Annotated in this window: 14 protein-coding genes; 9 read left to right on the top strand and 5 right to left on the bottom strand. The window is 69.7% G+C overall.

Features of this window, described 5'->3' with window-relative positions; translation table 11 throughout:
* Positions 1-26 precede the first annotated feature (26 nt).
* From ACFE64_RS02765 to ACFE64_RS02750, 4 genes are read left to right on the top strand one after another with little or no spacing between them, the layout of a single operon-like run.
* The gene (locus ACFE64_RS02765) at positions 27-605 is read left to right on the top strand and encodes an SRPBCC family protein (RefSeq protein WP_375390923.1); all 579 of its coding nucleotides are present in this window, start codon (positions 27-29) and stop codon (positions 603-605) included.
* Complete coding sequence (locus tag ACFE64_RS02760; protein WP_375390922.1) at positions 602-1,789, top strand: zinc-dependent alcohol dehydrogenase; 1,188 nt, start codon at positions 602-604, stop codon at positions 1,787-1,789. The genes ACFE64_RS02765 and ACFE64_RS02760 overlap by 4 nt, the downstream gene beginning before the upstream one ends.
* A 13-nt stretch (positions 1,790-1,802) precedes the next feature.
* Positions 1,803-2,582: an SDR family NAD(P)-dependent oxidoreductase gene (locus ACFE64_RS02755; protein WP_375390921.1), complete on the top strand. Its 780-nt coding sequence runs from the start codon at positions 1,803-1,805 to the stop codon at positions 2,580-2,582.
* A 13-nt stretch (positions 2,583-2,595) separates the two neighbouring features.
* On the top strand, positions 2,596-3,075 hold the full coding sequence (locus ACFE64_RS02750; RefSeq protein ID WP_375390920.1) for a DUF4142 domain-containing protein: 480 nt from the start codon (positions 2,596-2,598) through the stop codon (positions 3,073-3,075).
* A gap of 319 nt (positions 3,076-3,394) precedes the next feature.
* Here ACFE64_RS02750 and ACFE64_RS02745 read toward each other — a convergent pair whose 3' ends face one another.
* Positions 3,395-4,240 carry an HpcH/HpaI aldolase/citrate lyase family protein gene (locus ACFE64_RS02745; protein WP_375390919.1) on the bottom strand — a complete coding sequence of 282 codons (846 nt, stop codon included), beginning with the start codon at positions 4,238-4,240 and terminating at the stop codon, positions 3,395-3,397.
* Between the two features lie 153 nt (positions 4,241-4,393).
* Here ACFE64_RS02745 and cyoA point away from each other — a divergent pair, with 153 nt between their 5' ends.
* The 4 genes from cyoA to cyoD are packed head-to-tail and all read left to right on the top strand — an operon-like array spanning position 4,394 to position 8,279.
* Complete coding sequence (gene cyoA, locus ACFE64_RS02740) at positions 4,394-5,251, top strand: ubiquinol oxidase subunit II (RefSeq protein ID WP_375390918.1); 858 nt, start codon at positions 4,394-4,396, stop codon at positions 5,249-5,251.
* Positions 5,252-7,249, top strand: coding sequence for a cytochrome o ubiquinol oxidase subunit I (gene cyoB / locus ACFE64_RS02735; RefSeq protein WP_375390917.1), 1,998 nt, complete (start codon positions 5,252-5,254; stop codon positions 7,247-7,249).
* Positions 7,246-7,881 carry a cytochrome (ubi)quinol oxidase subunit III gene (locus ACFE64_RS02730; protein ID WP_375390916.1) on the top strand — a complete coding sequence of 212 codons (636 nt, stop codon included), beginning with the start codon at positions 7,246-7,248 and terminating at the stop codon, positions 7,879-7,881. The genes cyoB and ACFE64_RS02730 overlap by 4 nt, the downstream gene beginning before the upstream one ends.
* Entirely contained in the window at positions 7,878-8,279 is a 402-nt protein-coding gene (gene cyoD / locus ACFE64_RS02725) for a cytochrome o ubiquinol oxidase subunit IV (RefSeq protein ID WP_375390915.1), read from the top strand. The genes ACFE64_RS02730 and cyoD overlap by 4 nt, the downstream gene beginning before the upstream one ends.
* 9 nt (positions 8,280-8,288) lie before the next feature.
* Here the strand turns inward: cyoD and ACFE64_RS02720 are convergent, their stop codons facing one another.
* The 3 genes from ACFE64_RS02720 to ACFE64_RS02710 are packed head-to-tail and all read right to left on the bottom strand — an operon-like array spanning position 8,289 to position 11,494.
* Positions 8,289-9,923: a choline dehydrogenase gene (locus tag ACFE64_RS02720; protein ID WP_375390914.1), complete on the bottom strand. Its 1,635-nt coding sequence runs from the start codon at positions 9,921-9,923 to the stop codon at positions 8,289-8,291.
* A 15-nt stretch (positions 9,924-9,938) separates the two neighbouring features.
* Positions 9,939-10,919: an NADPH:quinone oxidoreductase family protein gene (locus tag ACFE64_RS02715; RefSeq protein WP_375390913.1), complete on the bottom strand. Its 981-nt coding sequence runs from the start codon at positions 10,917-10,919 to the stop codon at positions 9,939-9,941.
* Complete coding sequence (locus ACFE64_RS02710) at positions 10,916-11,494, bottom strand: TetR/AcrR family transcriptional regulator (protein ID WP_375390912.1); 579 nt, start codon at positions 11,492-11,494, stop codon at positions 10,916-10,918. The genes ACFE64_RS02715 and ACFE64_RS02710 overlap by 4 nt, the downstream gene beginning before the upstream one ends.
* Positions 11,495-11,546: 52 nt before the next feature.
* On the opposite strand from ACFE64_RS02710, the gene ACFE64_RS02705 reads away from it, so the two are divergent.
* Positions 11,547-13,112 carry an acyl-CoA synthetase gene (locus ACFE64_RS02705; protein WP_375390911.1) on the top strand — a complete coding sequence of 522 codons (1,566 nt, stop codon included), beginning with the start codon at positions 11,547-11,549 and terminating at the stop codon, positions 13,110-13,112.
* On the opposite strand, the gene ACFE64_RS02700 is transcribed toward ACFE64_RS02705, so the two are convergent.
* Positions 13,095-14,405 carry an Nramp family divalent metal transporter gene (locus ACFE64_RS02700; protein ID WP_375390910.1) on the bottom strand — a complete coding sequence of 437 codons (1,311 nt, stop codon included), beginning with the start codon at positions 14,403-14,405 and terminating at the stop codon, positions 13,095-13,097. The two genes, ACFE64_RS02705 and ACFE64_RS02700, sit on opposite strands and share 18 nt — an antisense overlap.
* Between the last annotated feature and the right edge of the window lie 92 nt (positions 14,406-14,497).

Below are 14,497 nucleotides of genomic sequence, written 5' to 3'. Positions count from 1 at the left end.
AGCGGGGCAATCAGCAGGAGCAGCCGATGGCCGAAGCCCGCACCGACGACGCACCCGTCGGCACGTCCAAGAAAGATGCCGCCGCCGAAGCCCGCGCCCTGTTCGGCGATGCGGTCGGCAGCGAGACGGTCGGTCGCGCCGTGACGATCAACCGGCCCGTCGCGGAGGTCTACGCCTTCTATCGCGACCTGAGCAACGCGCCGCTCTACATGGACGAGGTCGAGCGCGTCGACATGACGGACGACCGCCACGCGCACTGGGTTGCGCACGTGGCCGGCGGCACGACCACCGAATGGGACGCCGAGATCACCGAGGACGAGCCGGAGCGGGTGCTCGCGTGGCGCAGCCTCGACACCAGCTACGCCAATGCCGGTCGCGCGACCTTCGCCGATACGCCGGGACGCGGCACCGTCGTGACGCTGACGCTCACCTATGACCCGCCGGGCGGGACGATCGGCAAGCTGGTCGCCAAGCTGTTCCAGCGCGATCCCGCCATCCAGGCGCGGCGCAACCTGCGGCGGCTCAAGCAGCTGCTGGAAACGGGCGAGGTCGCCACCGCGGCGCGCAACCCCGAGCTCGACGCCCAAGGAAGGACGCACGAATGAAGGCCCTCGCCTGGCACGGCAAGCACGACGTCCGGATCGACACCGTCTCCGATCCGGAGATCGTCAATCCGCGCGACTGCATCATCAAGGTGACGTCCACCGCGATCTGCGGCTCGGACCTGCACCTCTATGACGGCTACATCCCGACCATGCAGGCCGGCGACATCCTGGGCCACGAGTTCATGGGCGAGGTGGTCGAGATCGGTCCGAAATCGACGCTGCGGAAGGGCCAGCGCGTGGTGGTGCCGTTCACCATCGCCTGCGGCTCCTGCTATCACTGCACCAAGCATCAATACTCGGCCTGCGACAACGGCCTGCCCGCGGACAATCAGGATATCGCCCAGGAGCTGTACGGCCAGCCGATGTCGGGGCTGTTCGGCTATAGCCACATGACCGGCGGCTATTCGGGCGGGCAGGCGGAATATGTCCGCGTGCCGTTCAGCGACGTCGGCCCGATCGTCATCCCGGACGGCATCGAGGACGACAAGGTGCTGTTCCTGTCCGACATCCTGCCGACCGGCTGGCAGGCGGCGGAATATGCGCAGATCGAGCCCGGCGACACGGTGGCGGTGTGGGGCTGCGGCCCGGTCGGCCTGTTCGCGGTTCAGTCCGCCTTCCTGATGGGCGCTGCGCGCGTGATCGCGATCGACCATTTCCCGCACCGGCTGGAGCTCGCCAAGCGGTTCGGCGCCGAGACGATCAACTTCGAGGAGACCGCCACCTACGACGCGCTGATGGAGATGACCGGCGGCATCGGCCCGGATGCGGTGATCGACGCGGTCGGGCTGGAGGCGCACGGCATGTTCGTCGACAACATCATCGACCAGATCAAGGCGTCGACCTTCCTCGGCACCGACCGGCCGCACTCGATCCGCCAGGCGATCCTTGCCTGCCGGAAAGGCGGGCGCGTCTCGATGCCGGCGGTCTATGGCGGCTTCGTCGACAAGTTCCCGCTCGGCGCGTTCATGGAGAAGGGGCTGACGCTCAAGACGGGCCAGACCCATGTCCAGCACTACATGCCCGCGCTGCTCAACGCGATCGTCGAGGGCAAGATCGACACCGAGTTCCTGATCTCGCACCGTCTGCCGCTCGACGAGGCGCCGAACGGCTACAAGATGTTCAAAGACCACCAGAACGAATACACCAAGGTCGTTCTCAAGCCCGGCCTGGCCGCGGCAGCCTAGAGGAGAATATACGATGGCCAACAAGTTCGCGATCGTCACCGGCGCGTCGAGCGGCATCGGGCTGGAGCTCGCCAAGCTCGCGCAGGCCGACGGCTACGACCTGCTCGTCGCCGCCGACACGCCCTTCGTCGATGCCGCCGCCGGCCTGACCCAGGGCGGTCACGTCGAGACGCTCGACGTCGACCTGTCCTCGTTCGAGGGCGTCGACCGGCTGCTGAGTGCGGCCGGCGGCCGTCAGGTCGACCTGCTCTGCGCCAATGCCGGGCACGGTCTGGGCCGCGCCTTCCTGGACCAGGACCCGGCCGAGTGGCGGCACGTGATCGACACCAACATCACCGGCACGACCTATCTGCTCCAGAAGGTGCTGCCGGCGATGGTCGCGCGCAACGACGGCAAGGTGCTCGTGACCGGCTCGATCGCTGGCTACATCCCCGGCTCGTTCCAGGCGGTGTATAACGGCTCCAAGGCGTTCGTGGACAGCTTCGTCGCCGCCATCCAGAACGAGCTGAAGGATGCGGACGGCGTCACCATCACCAATCTGATGCCCGGCCCGGTCGAAACCGAGTTCTTCAAGCGCGGCGACATGATGGACACGTCGGTCGGCGTGTCGGACAGCAAGTCGGACCCGGCCGATGTCGCCAAGGACGGCTGGGACGCGCTGATGGCCGGCCACAAGCACGTCGTCTCGGGCTGGAAGAACAAGCTGCAGTCGGCGGTGGCCAACATCACGCCCAACGAGGTGCTCGCCCAGCAGCATCGCAACATGGCCGAGCCGGGCAGCGCCAATTCCTGAAGGAGAGAAGACGATGAAGAAGCTTTTGATCGGCGCCGCCCTGCTGGCGATGCCCGGCCTGGCCTCCGCCGCCGCGATGACCGGCGCGCAATATGTCGCCAAGGCCGGCGCCAGCGACCAGTATGAGATCCAGTCCAGCCGGCTGGTGCTCGCGACCACCAAGAACGCCAAGCTGCACAGCTTCGCCGAGGGAATGATCCAGGATCACACCAAGTCCACCGCCGACGTGAAGGCGGCGGCCAAGGCGGGCAAGGTGATCGCCGGTCCGCCGCATCTCGACGCGACGGGCACGAAGAACATCGCCGCGCTCAAGGCGAAGACCGGCACGGCGCGCGACGCGCTCTACATCCACCAGCAGAAGGCGTCGCACCAGATGGCGCTGCAACTGCAGCAGGGCTACGCAGATACCGGGTCGGTCGCGCCGCTCAAGGCAGCGGCGGCCAAGATCGTGCCGGTGGTGAAGCACCACATCGGCGAACTGGCCAGCATGTGAGTCTTACCCCTCTCCCTGCAGGGAAGAGGGGCAGCCCTCGTAGGCGGCAGGGAGAGGGCCCGACGTGCAGGCCCGAGTTGCGCGTCGTCCCCTCACCCGACTTCGCCTTCGGCTCAGCCACCCTCTCCCCTTCAGGGAGAGGGTTTGTTTGGTGAAGCACCACATCGGCGAACTGGCATCGATGTAGGCTTCACCCCTCTCCCTGCAGGGGCGAGGGACAGGCCGCGCGGCGGCCAGGGTGAGGGCCTGACGGGCGGGTCTGGAACTTCACATCGTTCCCTCACCCGACTTCGCCTTCGGCTCAGCCACCCTCTCCCCTTCAGGGAGAGGGTTTGCTCGTCATTCGCAACACCTGCTCCGCCGCGGCGAGGTGCAGCCTCTCCACCATCTCACCGTCCAACCGGATCGCACCCTGATCCGCAGCCTCGTCCGACGCGAAGCCGGCCACGATCCGCCGCGCCCGCGCGATCGCGGCCTGGTCCGGCCCGAACGCCCGGTTGGCGGCGTCGATCTGCGCGGGATGGATCAGCGTCTTGCCGTCGAAGCCCAGCATCGCGCCCTGCCGGCATTCCCGATCCAGCCGATCCGCATCGTCCAATGCGTTGAGCACGCCGTCGAGCGCCATCAACCCGCCGGCACGCGCGGCCACCACGATCTGCGCCAGGGCGGGGATCAGCGGCGTCCGCTCATCGTCGGGTCGGCAACGCAGGTCACGCGCGAGGTCGTTGGTGCCCGCGATCAGCGCGCCGAGCCGCGTCGCGCCCGCCGCCGCGACGATCGCCGGCAGCCCCAGCACGCCCGCCGCCGTTTCGATCATTGCCCACAGCGCCGGCCCGTCGCCGATCGCCGCCCGCGCCCGCTCGAGGTCGGTCGCCGCAACCACCTTGGGCAGCACCACTGCGTCCACCGGTGTCCCCGCCAACGACGCAAAGTCGGCCGCGGCCCATGCCGTGTCGAGCCCGTTGACGCGCACCGCCACCATCCGCTGGCCGAAGCCGCCTTCCTGCACCGCCGCCACCGCGCGCCCCCGCGCATCGTCCTTGGCCGCCGGCGCGACCGCGTCCTCCAGGTCCAGGACGACGGCGTCGCACGCCAGCGTGCGCGCCTTCTCGACCGCACGGGCGTTTGACGCGGGCATGAACAGGACGGAACGGAGCGGTTTCATCAAGCGTCATTAGCACGCCGTCACCCGCGGCGCAGACCGGGCATGCGGCCGGCGCGGGCGAGGCGTCGAGCCGCATCCGCGCCGGTGCACAAGAAGCCCGGAACGATGACTTGTGTGGTGGCGGCAGCACCCGACAAGGTCTAGGCACATCCGGTGCGCCGCGCCTTCACCCTGCTGCTGCCGCTTCTCCTCGCCGGATGCGAGCCGGGCGTGCTCAATCCGGCCGGTCCCGTCGCGGCGGGTGACCGTACCATCCTGCTCAACGCGCTCGCGATCATGCTGGCGATCATCGTGCCGGTCATCGTGCTCACGATCGTCTTCGCCTGGTGGTTCCGCGCCGGCAACACGCGCGCGCGCTATCGGCCGGACTGGAGCTATTCGGGCGAGCTGGAGCTGCTGGTCTGGTCGATCCCGCTGCTCGCGGTGATCTTCCTCGCCGGGATCGGCTGGGTCGGCAGCCACCAGCTCGATCCCGGTCGTCCGCTGCCCTCCCGCCAGCCGCCGGTGCGGGTGCAGGTGGTGGCGCTCGATTGGAAATGGCTGTTCATCTACCCCGATCAGGGCGTGGCGACGATCAATCATCTCGTCATCCCGGCCGGCCGGCCGGTCGCGCTGCGCATCACGTCGGCGACGGTGATGAACAGCTTCTTCGTGCCGCGGCTGGGCAGCCAGATCTATGCGATGAGCGGGATGGACGCGGGCCTCAATCTCCAGGCGGATCGGATCGGCCGCTATCGCGGGCTGTCGGCGCATTACAGCGGCGCCGGCTTCGCCGACATGACCTTCGCGGTCGACGCGGTGCCGCCGGCCGCCTTTGCGCGGTGGGTCGCCGGCTCGCGTCAGGCGCCCGCCCGGCTCGACGGCGCGCTCTATTCGCGCCTGGCGGCCCAGGAGGCGACGATGCGCCCGGCGACCTTCGGTGCGGTGGCTCCCGGCCTCTACGACGCGGTGGTTCGCCAGTCGGGCACGGGCACGCACCAGACGCTCAAGCATTCGGGACGGGTGGAGTAGATGCTGGGCAAGCTCGGTTGGGATGCGATTCCGTTCAGCGAGCCCATTCCGCTCGTCGCGGCGGGGGTGTTCGGGACGCTGATCGCCGCCGTGCTCGTCTGGGTGTGGCGCGCCGGGCACTGGCCCTATCTGTGGCGCGAATGGATCACCTCGGTCGACCACAAGCGGATCGGCGTGATGTATTGCCTGTTCGCGCTGGTGATGCTCGTCCGCGGCTTTTCCGACGCGATCCTGATGCGCGCGCAGCAGGCGACGGCGCTCAACAGCGGCGGCTTCCTGCCGCCCGACCATTACGACCAGGTGTTCTCCGCGCACGGCGTCATCATGATCTTCTTCGTGGCGATGCCGTTCATGGTCGGGCTGATGAACTTCGCCGTGCCGCTCCAGCTCGGCATCCGCGATGTCGCCTTCCCCACGCTCAACAATGTCAGCTTCTGGCTGACCGCGTCGGGCGCGCTGCTGCTCAACGTCAGCCTGGTGGTCGGCGAGTTCGCGAAGACCGGCTGGATCGCCTATCCGCCGCTGTCGGAGCTGCGCTTCTCGCCGGGCGTCGGCGTCGACTATTATCTGTGGTCGCTGCAGATTTCGGGCGTCGGCACGCTGCTGACCGGGGTCAACCTGGTCACGACGATCCTGAAGATGCGCGCGCCCGGAATGAGCCTCACCCGCATGCCGATGTTCTGCTGGACGTCGCTGGCGACCAATCTCCTGATCGTCGCCGCCTTTCCGCTGCTCACCGCCGTGCTCGGGATGCTGACGCTCGATCGCTACGCCGGCTTCCACTTCTTCACCAACGAGGTGGGCGGCAACCAGATGATGTTCGTCAACCTCGTCTGGGCCTGGGGGCATCCGGAGGTCTACATCCTCGTCCTGCCCGCGTTCGGCATCTTCTCGGAGGTGGTGTCCACCTTCTCGTCCAAGCCGCTGTTCGGCTATCGCTCGATGGTGGTCGCCACGATGGCGATCTGCGTGCTGTCCTTCATGGTCTGGCTGCATCACTTCTTCACGATGGGCGCCGGCGCCGACGTCAACGGCTTCTTCGGGATCATGACCATGATCATCGCGGTGCCGACGGGGGTGAAGGTCTTCAACTGGCTGTTCACCATGTATGGCGGGCGCATCCGCTTCTCCGTGCCGATGCTGTTCGCGATCGGCTTCATCTGCTCGTTCGTGATCGGCGGGATGACCGGGGTCCTGTTGGCGGTGCCGCCGGCCGACTTCCAGCTGCACAATTCGGTGTTCCTGGTCGCCCACTTCCACAACATCGTCATCCCCGCCGTGCTGTTCGGCGCGTTCGCGGGCTATCAATACTGGTTTCCCAAGGCCTTCGGCTTCCGGCTGCACCAGGGCTGGGGCGTGGCGGCGTTCTGGCTGTGGACGATCGGCTTCTACCTGGCGTTCATGCCGCTCTATATTCTCGGGCTGATGGGCATGACCCGGCGGCTGCAGCATTACGACGTGCCCGCCTGGCAGCCCTGGCTGTGGGTCGCCGGCGTCGGCGCGCTGGTGATCGCGGGCGGGATCGCCTGCCTGCTGATCCAGCTCTGGGTCTCGATCCGGAACCGCGCGCAGCTGGTGGACGAGACCGGCGATCCGTGGGACGGCCGCACACTGGAATGGTCGACCAGTTCGCCGCCGCCGCCGTTCAACTTCGCGGTGCTGCCGCAGGTCGAGAACGAGGAGGCCTATTGGGGCATGAAGGCGCGCGCCCGCGATCAGCGGCGGCTGAGCGATCAGCCCGATTACGAGCCGTTCCACCTGCCGCGCAATTCGCCCACCGGCTTCGTCACCGCCTTCTTCACGACCGTGCTCGGCTTCGCGCTGGTGTGGCATATCTGGTGGGCGGTGATCGCCGGCTTCCTGGGCGCCTGGGCGACCTTCGTCGTGTTCGCCTGGCGCGACGAGGCGGAGTTCGAGGTCTCGGCCGACGAGGCGAGGCGGCTCGACGAGGAGCGCCGCCAGGGCAAGGCACGCCTGCTCGGACTGGACCCGGCATGAGCGGCGCCGCCGCCCACGACCCGCACGCGCTCGGTCACGGCGAAGCGCCGATCAGCGAGCGCGGCCCCGCGTCCAAGGAGATCGTGGTCGCCTACGGCTTCTGGATCTTCATCCTGTCCGACTTCATCCTCTTTTCCGGTTTCTTCGCGGCCTATGCGGTGCTGGTGAAGGAGACGGCGGGGGGACCGTCGGGACGGATGCTGTTCGATCTGCCGCTGGTCGCGTGGGAGACGGCGGCGCTGCTCCTCTCCTCCTTTGCCTGCGGCATGGCCGGGGTCGCGATGCTCGCGCGCAACGCCCGGTGGTTCCAGGTGGCGATGGGGGTCACCGCCGCGCTCGGGGCGGTGTTCCTGGCGCTGGAAGTCTCGGAGTTCGTCGACCTCATCGGCGACGGCAACGGGCCGGATCGAAGCGCCTTCCTGTCGTCCTTCTTCGCGCTGGTCGGCTGCCACGGACTGCACGTCACGCTCGGCCTCGTCTGGCTGACGACGATGATGGCGCAGGTCTGGGCGAAGGGCTTCCGCGAGGACATCGTCCGCCGCGTGGCTTGCTTCATGCTGTTCTGGCACGCGCTCGACATCATCTGGGTGGCGCTGTTCACCACCGTCTATCTGCTGGGAGCAGGCGCATGAACGACCACCACGGCCGGCCCGCGTCGGGCGGCGAGGGGCAGCGGGCGCCGGGTGAGGCGCATCAGCCCACCACCGGCCAGGCGGTGCAGATCTACCTCATCGGGCTCGTCGCGGCGGCAGGACTGACGCTCGCGTCGTTCGCGGTGGCGGGCGGCTGGGGCGCGGTGTGGGGGCCGGCCATCCCCGTCGCGCTGATCGCGCTGGCGGTGGGGCAGATGGGCGTGCACCTGGTCTTCTTCCTCCACCTGACGACCGGACCGGACAACACCAACAACGTCCTGGCGCTGGCCTTCGGGACGCTGATCGTCGGGCTGGTGCTGGTCGGCAGCCTGTGGATCATGGCGCATGTCGACCACAATCTGATGCGCGCCGAGATGCTGGCGCGAATGCAGCGCTGACGCGCGGCGCTACGCCGCCACCCGCTGGCGCGCGTTTCGCCGGATCAGGTCCGCCGCCTTTTCCGCGATCATGATCGTCGGGGCGTTGGTGTTGGAGCTGACCAGCGTCGGCATCACCGAGGCGTCGATCACACGCAGCCCGGCGAGGCCGCGCACCCGCAGCTGTCCGTCGACCACCGCGCGCGCGTCGTCCGCCGCGCCCATGCGGCAGGTGCCGACGGGATGGTAGATCGTCTCCGCCGTCGCGCGCACCCAGGCGTCGATCTGGGCGTCGGTCGCCACCGCGTCGCCGGGCGCGAGCTCGTCGCCGCGATAGGGCGTCAGCGCGTCCTGGCCGACGACGCGGCGGCCGATCATGACCGCCTCGCGCAGCACGCGCCGGTCCTCGGGCGTGGCGAGGTAATTGGCCTCGATCTTCGGATCGGCGAACGGATCCGTCCCGTGCAGGCCGATGCGGCCGCGACTCTCGGGACGGAGCTGGCACAGATGCAGCGAGAAGCCGTCCTCGGTCGCCTTCACCTTGCCGTGCTCGCGCATGATCGCGAGCACGCCGTGGATCTGGATGTCGGGGCGCGACAGGCCGGGGCGCGAGGGGATGAAGGCGCCCGCCTCCAGGAAGTTCTGCCGCCCCGGCCCGGTGCCGCGCAGCGCGTAGCGCAGACCGACCGCGAGCTGGCGCAGGCCCTTCACCACCGAATAGACGCTTTCCAGCCCCTGACTGCGCCAGTTCATGGTCACGTCGAGATGATCCTGCAGATTCTCGCCGACGCCTGGGAGCGCGTGGGTGACGGCGACGCCCGCCGCGCGCAGCCGCTCCGGGTCGCCGACGCCGGACAGCTGCAGGATCTGCGGGCTCTGCACCGCGCCCGCGGCCAGCAGCACTTCGCCGGCGGCGGCGGCGAACCGCGGCGTCCGGCGCTTGCCGACGACATAATCGACGCCCGTCGCGCGGCCGTTCTCGATGCGGATGCGCGTGGTGCGCGCGTCGGTGACGACGCGGAGGTTCGCCCGGCCCATCACCGGCTTGAGATAGGCGTCCGACGCGGTCCAGCGGCGGCCGTCGGAAATGGTGAGATCATAAGGGCCGAAGCCCTCGAACTCGGCGCCGTTGAAGTCCTCCGTCACCGGATAGCCCGCCTGCCGCCCCGCCTCGATTAGCGCGGCGTTGAACGGGCTGCGGCTCTCGCCCGGCGAGACGTGGAGCGGCCCTTCGGCGCCGTGATGCTCGCCCCCTCCGGTCTCATTGGCGCGGTGGTGTCGCTCCAGCCGGCGGAAATACGGCAGCACGTCGTCCCAGCCCCAGCCCGCCAGCCCCATCTGCCGCCATTCGTCGTAATCGAGCGGATGGCCGCGCATGTAGATCATGCCGTTGATGGCGGAGCTGCCGCCCAGCCCGCGCCCGCGCGGCCACCACAGCCGGCGATCGTCCAGGTGCGGCTCGGGCTCGGTCCAGAAGCCCCAATTGTGCGGTCCCTTGGCCTTGATCAACTCGCCGACGCCCGCGGGCATGCGGACCAGCATCGCGTCGTTCCTGCCGCCGGCCTCCAGCAGCAGCACGCGGGTGCCCGGGTCTTCGCTCAGCCGTGCGGCGAGCGTGCAGCCGGCCGAACCGCCACCGATGATGATATAATCCCAGTTTTCCACGCGCCTGCGTTCCTTCTACGATTCCAAGACGATCTTGCCGACCTGTTCGCTCGCCTGCATCGCCGCGAACGCCTCGCGCCAGCGGTCGAGCGGCAGGCGGCGGTCGACGCGCGGCCGGATGCGGCCGGCGGCGGCCAGCGCCCAGACCGCGTCGACATTCTCGCGGCCGAGCGCGGGGAAGCGGCGGCCGAACTCGCCCGCGCGCACGCCGATGACGGCGAAGCCCTTGATGAGCGGGAGGTTGGTCGGCACGGTGGCGATGCGGCCGGAGGTGAAGCCGACCACGAGCAGCCGGCCGCCGAACGCGATCGCGCGGGTCGACTCGTCGAACACGTCGCCGCCGACGGGATCGAAGACCAGGTCCGCGCCGCCATTTCCCTCGGCGCCGGTGAGTTCGTTGACCGCCTCGCGGAAGCCGGCAGCGGGCAGCGTCGCCTCGACCGCATATTCGGCCGCGACCCGCGCCAGCTTGGCCGGCGAGCGCGAGGTGGCGATCACCCGCGCGCCGAGCGCCTGTGCGAGATCGACGGCCGCCAGCCCGACGCCGCCGGTGGCGCCATGGACCAGCACCCAGTCGCCCGGCCGCATTCGCCCGAGCCGGACCAGCGCGACATAGGCCGTGAGGTATGCCGCTCCGACCGACGCGGCGTGCGCGAAGTCCATTCCCTCGGGCACGCGCCGCGCCGCGCCCGCATCGATCGCGACCAGCTCGGCGAAGCTCCCCAGCCGCGTGCCCGCCACCACGCGCTCGCCCGGGGCGTAGCCGCTGGCCGGATCGGCCGCGACCACCTCGCCCGCCATCTCCATGCCCGGCGTGAAGGGCAACGGCGGCTTCAGCTGATAGCCGCCGCGCGTCATCAGCAGGTCGGGGAAGTTGAGCGAGGCGGCGCGGACGCGGACCAGCAGCTCGCCGGCGCGCGGCGTCGGATCGGGCACGTCCGCCAGTCCGACGCCGGACAGGTCGTCGGACAGCGCGTGGACGACCAGCGCCTTCACCGCGGCGGCTCCGCCAGGATGCCGATCAGCTCTTCCATCAGCTGCGGCATCGACAGATGCGGGGCGTGCACCCGGCTCAGCCCCAGCGTCATCAGCGCATAGGCGCGCACCCCCGCATCGTGACGGGGGTGCCCCGCCGCTGCGAGGCAGTCGGTCAGGAAGCCGAGCATCAGCCCGTCATGCCGCTCGACGGCGGCGCGCGCGCGCCGGTCGCTCTCCGCCCAGGCGCGCATGGCGATGGCGAGCCGCGACAGCCCGCGCCGGCGCACCAGCTGCGCGAGCAGGCGGATGCGCCCGATCGGGTCCGCCTCCGCCCGGCCGATCGCGTCGATCAGCTCGGTCACCTGCGCCTCGGCGAAATAGGCCGCGAGGCGGCCCTGATAGGCGTCGAAATCCGCGAAATGATGATAGAAGCTGCCGGTCGAGACGCCGAGCGCGTCGGCCAGCGGCCGCAGCTTGAGCGCGCGCAGCCCGCCCTCCCGCAACAACGCCTGGCCCGCTTCGAGCCAGTCGCGCGGAGTGCGGTCGGGCGTGCGGGCGAAACTTGACGGCGCGCTTGACAGCTTTGGGGCCATAACGAATGTTACGGTGGGTATGGACCCGCGTAAAGCCGGCCAGGAGAAGAGGATGCACCCCAGCCGGCACGCCCGCACGATGCCCGACAAGCCCGCCTGCATCATGGCGGGCTCCGGCGAGGCGGTCAGCTATGCCGAGCTGGACGCGCGCGCCGACCAGGGCGCGCAGCTGCTGCGCGCGCTGGGGCTGCGGCGCGGCGACGGCATCGCGGTGCTGATGGACAATTCGCCGCGTTATCTGGAGGTGATGTGGGCCGCCGAGCGTACCGGCGTCTACTGCACCTGCATTTCGTCGAAGCTGACGGCGGCGGAGGCCGAATATATCGTGCGCGACGGCGCCTGCCGCGTGCTCATCGCCGGCCATGGCGTCGCCGCCTGCGCCGAACAGCTGCGGCCGCTGCTGCCCGATCTCGCGCTGTACATGTGCGACGGCACCATCGACGGCTATCAGCGCTACGAGGCCGCCCGCGACGCGCAGCCCGCGACGCCGATCGCCGATCCGCAGCCGGGCGGGATCATGCTCTATTCGTCCGGCACCACCGGCGTGCCCAAGGGCGTGCGTCACCCGCTGCCGGCGGAACCCTGGAGCGAGACGCCGTCGACGCTCATCACGCTGGGCCAGGCGCTGTACGGGTTCACGCCCGACATGATCTATCTGTCGCCCGCGCCGCTCTACCATGCCGCGCCGCTGCGCTGGTCGATGGCGGTGCAGCAGCTCGGCGGTACGGTGGTGGTGATGGAGCGGTTCGATCCGGAGGCGGCGCTCGCCGCGATCGAGCGCCATCGGGTGACGCACGCGCAGTGGGTGCCGACGCACTTCATCCGCATGCTCAAGCTGCCCGAGGCGGTCCGCCACCGCTACGACCTGTCGTCGCTGAAGGCGGTGTGGCACGCCGCGGCGCCGTGCCCGATCCCGGTCAAGCAGGCGATGATCGACTGGTGGGGGCCGATCATCGGCGAATATTATGCCGGCACTGAAGGCAACGGTTTCTGCGCGATCTCGTCCGCCGAGTGGCTCCGGCACCAGGGCTCGGTCGGCCGCAACCTCACCGCGCAGACCAGGATCTGCAGCGAGGACGGGGACGAGCTGCCGCCGCGGACGGAGGGGACGATCTATTTCGCCGGTGGCCCGGCCTACAGCTACCACAATGATCCGGCGAAGACCGCGGCGGCGGCGAACCGGCACGGCTGGACGACGCTGGGCGACATCGGCTGGCTGGACGAGGAGGGCTATCTCTACCTCACCGACCGCAAGAGCTTCATGATCATCTCCGGCGGCGTGAACATCTACCCGGCCGAGATCGAGAACGTGCTGGTGACGCATCCCGACGTCGCCGACGTGGCGGTGATCGGCGCGCCCGACGAGGAGATGGGCGAGACGGTGGTCGCGGTGGTGCAGCCGCGCGACATGGCGCTGGCCGGGCCGGCGCTGGCTGCGGCGCTGACCGCCTTCGCCCGCGCGCAGCTCAGCCATGTGAAGTGCCCCCGCCGGATCGACTTCCGCGCCGAGCTGCCGCGCCACGACACCGGCAAGCTCTACAAGCGGCAGCTCAGGGACGAATATTGGAGCGGGCAGCTCCACCCCGGGACGGGGAGGAGCTTAGAGCAGGCGCCATAGCAGCGTCAGGTTCAGCCCGATGATCGTCGCCGCGATCGTCCAGGCGAGTGCGCGCAGCCAGGCGGGGCTGGCGAAGCCGCCCATCAGCACCCGATTTGCCGTGAACCGCACCAGCGGCACCACCGCGAACGGCAGCTGCAGGCTCAGCACGATCTGGCTCAGCACCAGCAGCCGCGTCGCGCCCGCGTCCCCCGCGGCGGCGACCACCAGCGCCGCCGGCACGATCGCGAGCAGCCGCGTCACCAGCCGCCGCGCCCAGACCGGCAGGCGCAGGTGGAGGAATCCCTCCATCACGATCTGCCCGGCCAGCGTGCCCGTCACCGTCGAGTTCTGCCCCGAGGCGAGCAGCGCCACCGCGAACACGACGCTCGCCGCGCCGACGCCGAGCATGGGCGAGAGCAGGCGATAGGCGTCGCCGATCTCCGCCACGTCGTGCCGCCCGGCGGTGTGGAACGCGGCGGCGGCGACCACCAGGATCGCGGCGTTGATGAAGAAGGCGAGGCCGAGCGCGACGCTGGAATCGATCGTCGCGTTGCGCACCGCCTGCGCCTTGTCGACGAACGCGCGAGTCTGGACGATCGAGGAGTGGAGATACAGGTTGTGCGGCATCACCGTCGCGCCGAGGATGCCGATCGCGAGATAGAGCATCGCCGGGTCGGTCACGATCGCGGACGTCGGGACGAGCCCGGCGAGCACCGCGCCGGCATCGGGCCGGGCATGGTAGAGCTCGAACGCGAAGCAGCCCGCGATCAGCACCAGCAGCGCGACGACGAACAGCTCCAGCTTGCGGAACCCGAAGCGCTGCAGCGCCAGGATCAGGAACACGTCGAGCGCCGTCAGCGCCACGCCCCACACCAGCGGCAGCCCGAACAGCAGCTTCAACGCGATCGCGGTGCCGAGCACCTCCGCCAGGTCGCAGGCGATGATGGCGGTCTCGGCGAGCAGCCACAGCCCGATCGCCACGGGGCGCGGGTAATGGTCGCGGCAGGCCTGGGCGAGATCGCGTCCGCTGGCGATGCCGAGCCGGACCGACAGTGCCTGCAGCACGATCGCCATCAGATTGGAGAGCAGGACGACCGAGAGCAGCGCATAGCCGAAGGCGGAGCCGCCGGCGATGTCGGTCGCCCAGTTGCCCGGGTCCATGTAACCGACCGCGACCAGGAAGCCGGGGCCGAGATAGGCCCGCAGCGCCCGCCAGCCGCGCGCGTCCGCCGGCACCGCGACGCTGCGGAAGCTGTCGGCGAGCGAAGGGGTGGGCGTGGTGGCGGGGGGCACGACCGGCCTGTCAGGCATCCAGCCGAGGCGAGCAACCCCTTCCCTCTCCCTTCAGGGGAGAGGGTGCCGACTCCCGCGAACGCGGGAGGACGGCGGGAGAGGGAAGGCGC

Origin of the sequence: uncultured Sphingomonas sp. (genome assembly GCF_964250165.1) — a bacterium.
Classification (GTDB): Bacteria; Pseudomonadota; Alphaproteobacteria; order Sphingomonadales; family Sphingomonadaceae; genus Sphingomonas.
The sequence above is the reverse complement of the archived record's forward strand: the minus strand, read 5'-3'. Positions and strand labels throughout refer to the sequence as shown.

What these genes read in the sequence shown, in the direction of transcription:
- ACFE64_RS02765 (WP_375390923.1), top strand. Translation starts at nt 27, where the DNA reads ATGGCCGAAGCCCGCACCGACGACGCACCCGTCGGCACGTCCAAGAAA.
- ACFE64_RS02760 (WP_375390922.1), top strand. Translation starts at nt 602, where the DNA reads ATGAAGGCCCTCGCCTGGCACGGCAAGCACGACGTCCGGATCGACACC.
- ACFE64_RS02755 (WP_375390921.1), top strand. Translation starts at nt 1,803, where the DNA reads ATGGCCAACAAGTTCGCGATCGTCACCGGCGCGTCGAGCGGCATCGGG.
- ACFE64_RS02750 (WP_375390920.1), top strand. Translation starts at nt 2,596, where the DNA reads ATGAAGAAGCTTTTGATCGGCGCCGCCCTGCTGGCGATGCCCGGCCTG.
- ACFE64_RS02745 (WP_375390919.1), bottom strand. Translation starts at nt 4,240, where the DNA reads ATGAAACCGCTCCGTTCCGTCCTGTTCATGCCCGCGTCAAACGCCCGT.
- cyoB (WP_375390917.1), top strand. Translation starts at nt 5,252, where the DNA reads ATGCTGGGCAAGCTCGGTTGGGATGCGATTCCGTTCAGCGAGCCCATT.
- ACFE64_RS02730 (WP_375390916.1), top strand. Translation starts at nt 7,246, where the DNA reads ATGAGCGGCGCCGCCGCCCACGACCCGCACGCGCTCGGTCACGGCGAA.
- cyoD (WP_375390915.1), top strand. Translation starts at nt 7,878, where the DNA reads ATGAACGACCACCACGGCCGGCCCGCGTCGGGCGGCGAGGGGCAGCGG.
- ACFE64_RS02710 (WP_375390912.1), bottom strand. Translation starts at nt 11,494, where the DNA reads ATGGCCCCAAAGCTGTCAAGCGCGCCGTCAAGTTTCGCCCGCACGCCC.
- ACFE64_RS02705 (WP_375390911.1), top strand. Translation starts at nt 11,547, where the DNA reads ATGCACCCCAGCCGGCACGCCCGCACGATGCCCGACAAGCCCGCCTGC.
- ACFE64_RS02700 (WP_375390910.1), bottom strand. Translation starts at nt 14,405, where the DNA reads ATGCCTGACAGGCCGGTCGTGCCCCCCGCCACCACGCCCACCCCTTCG.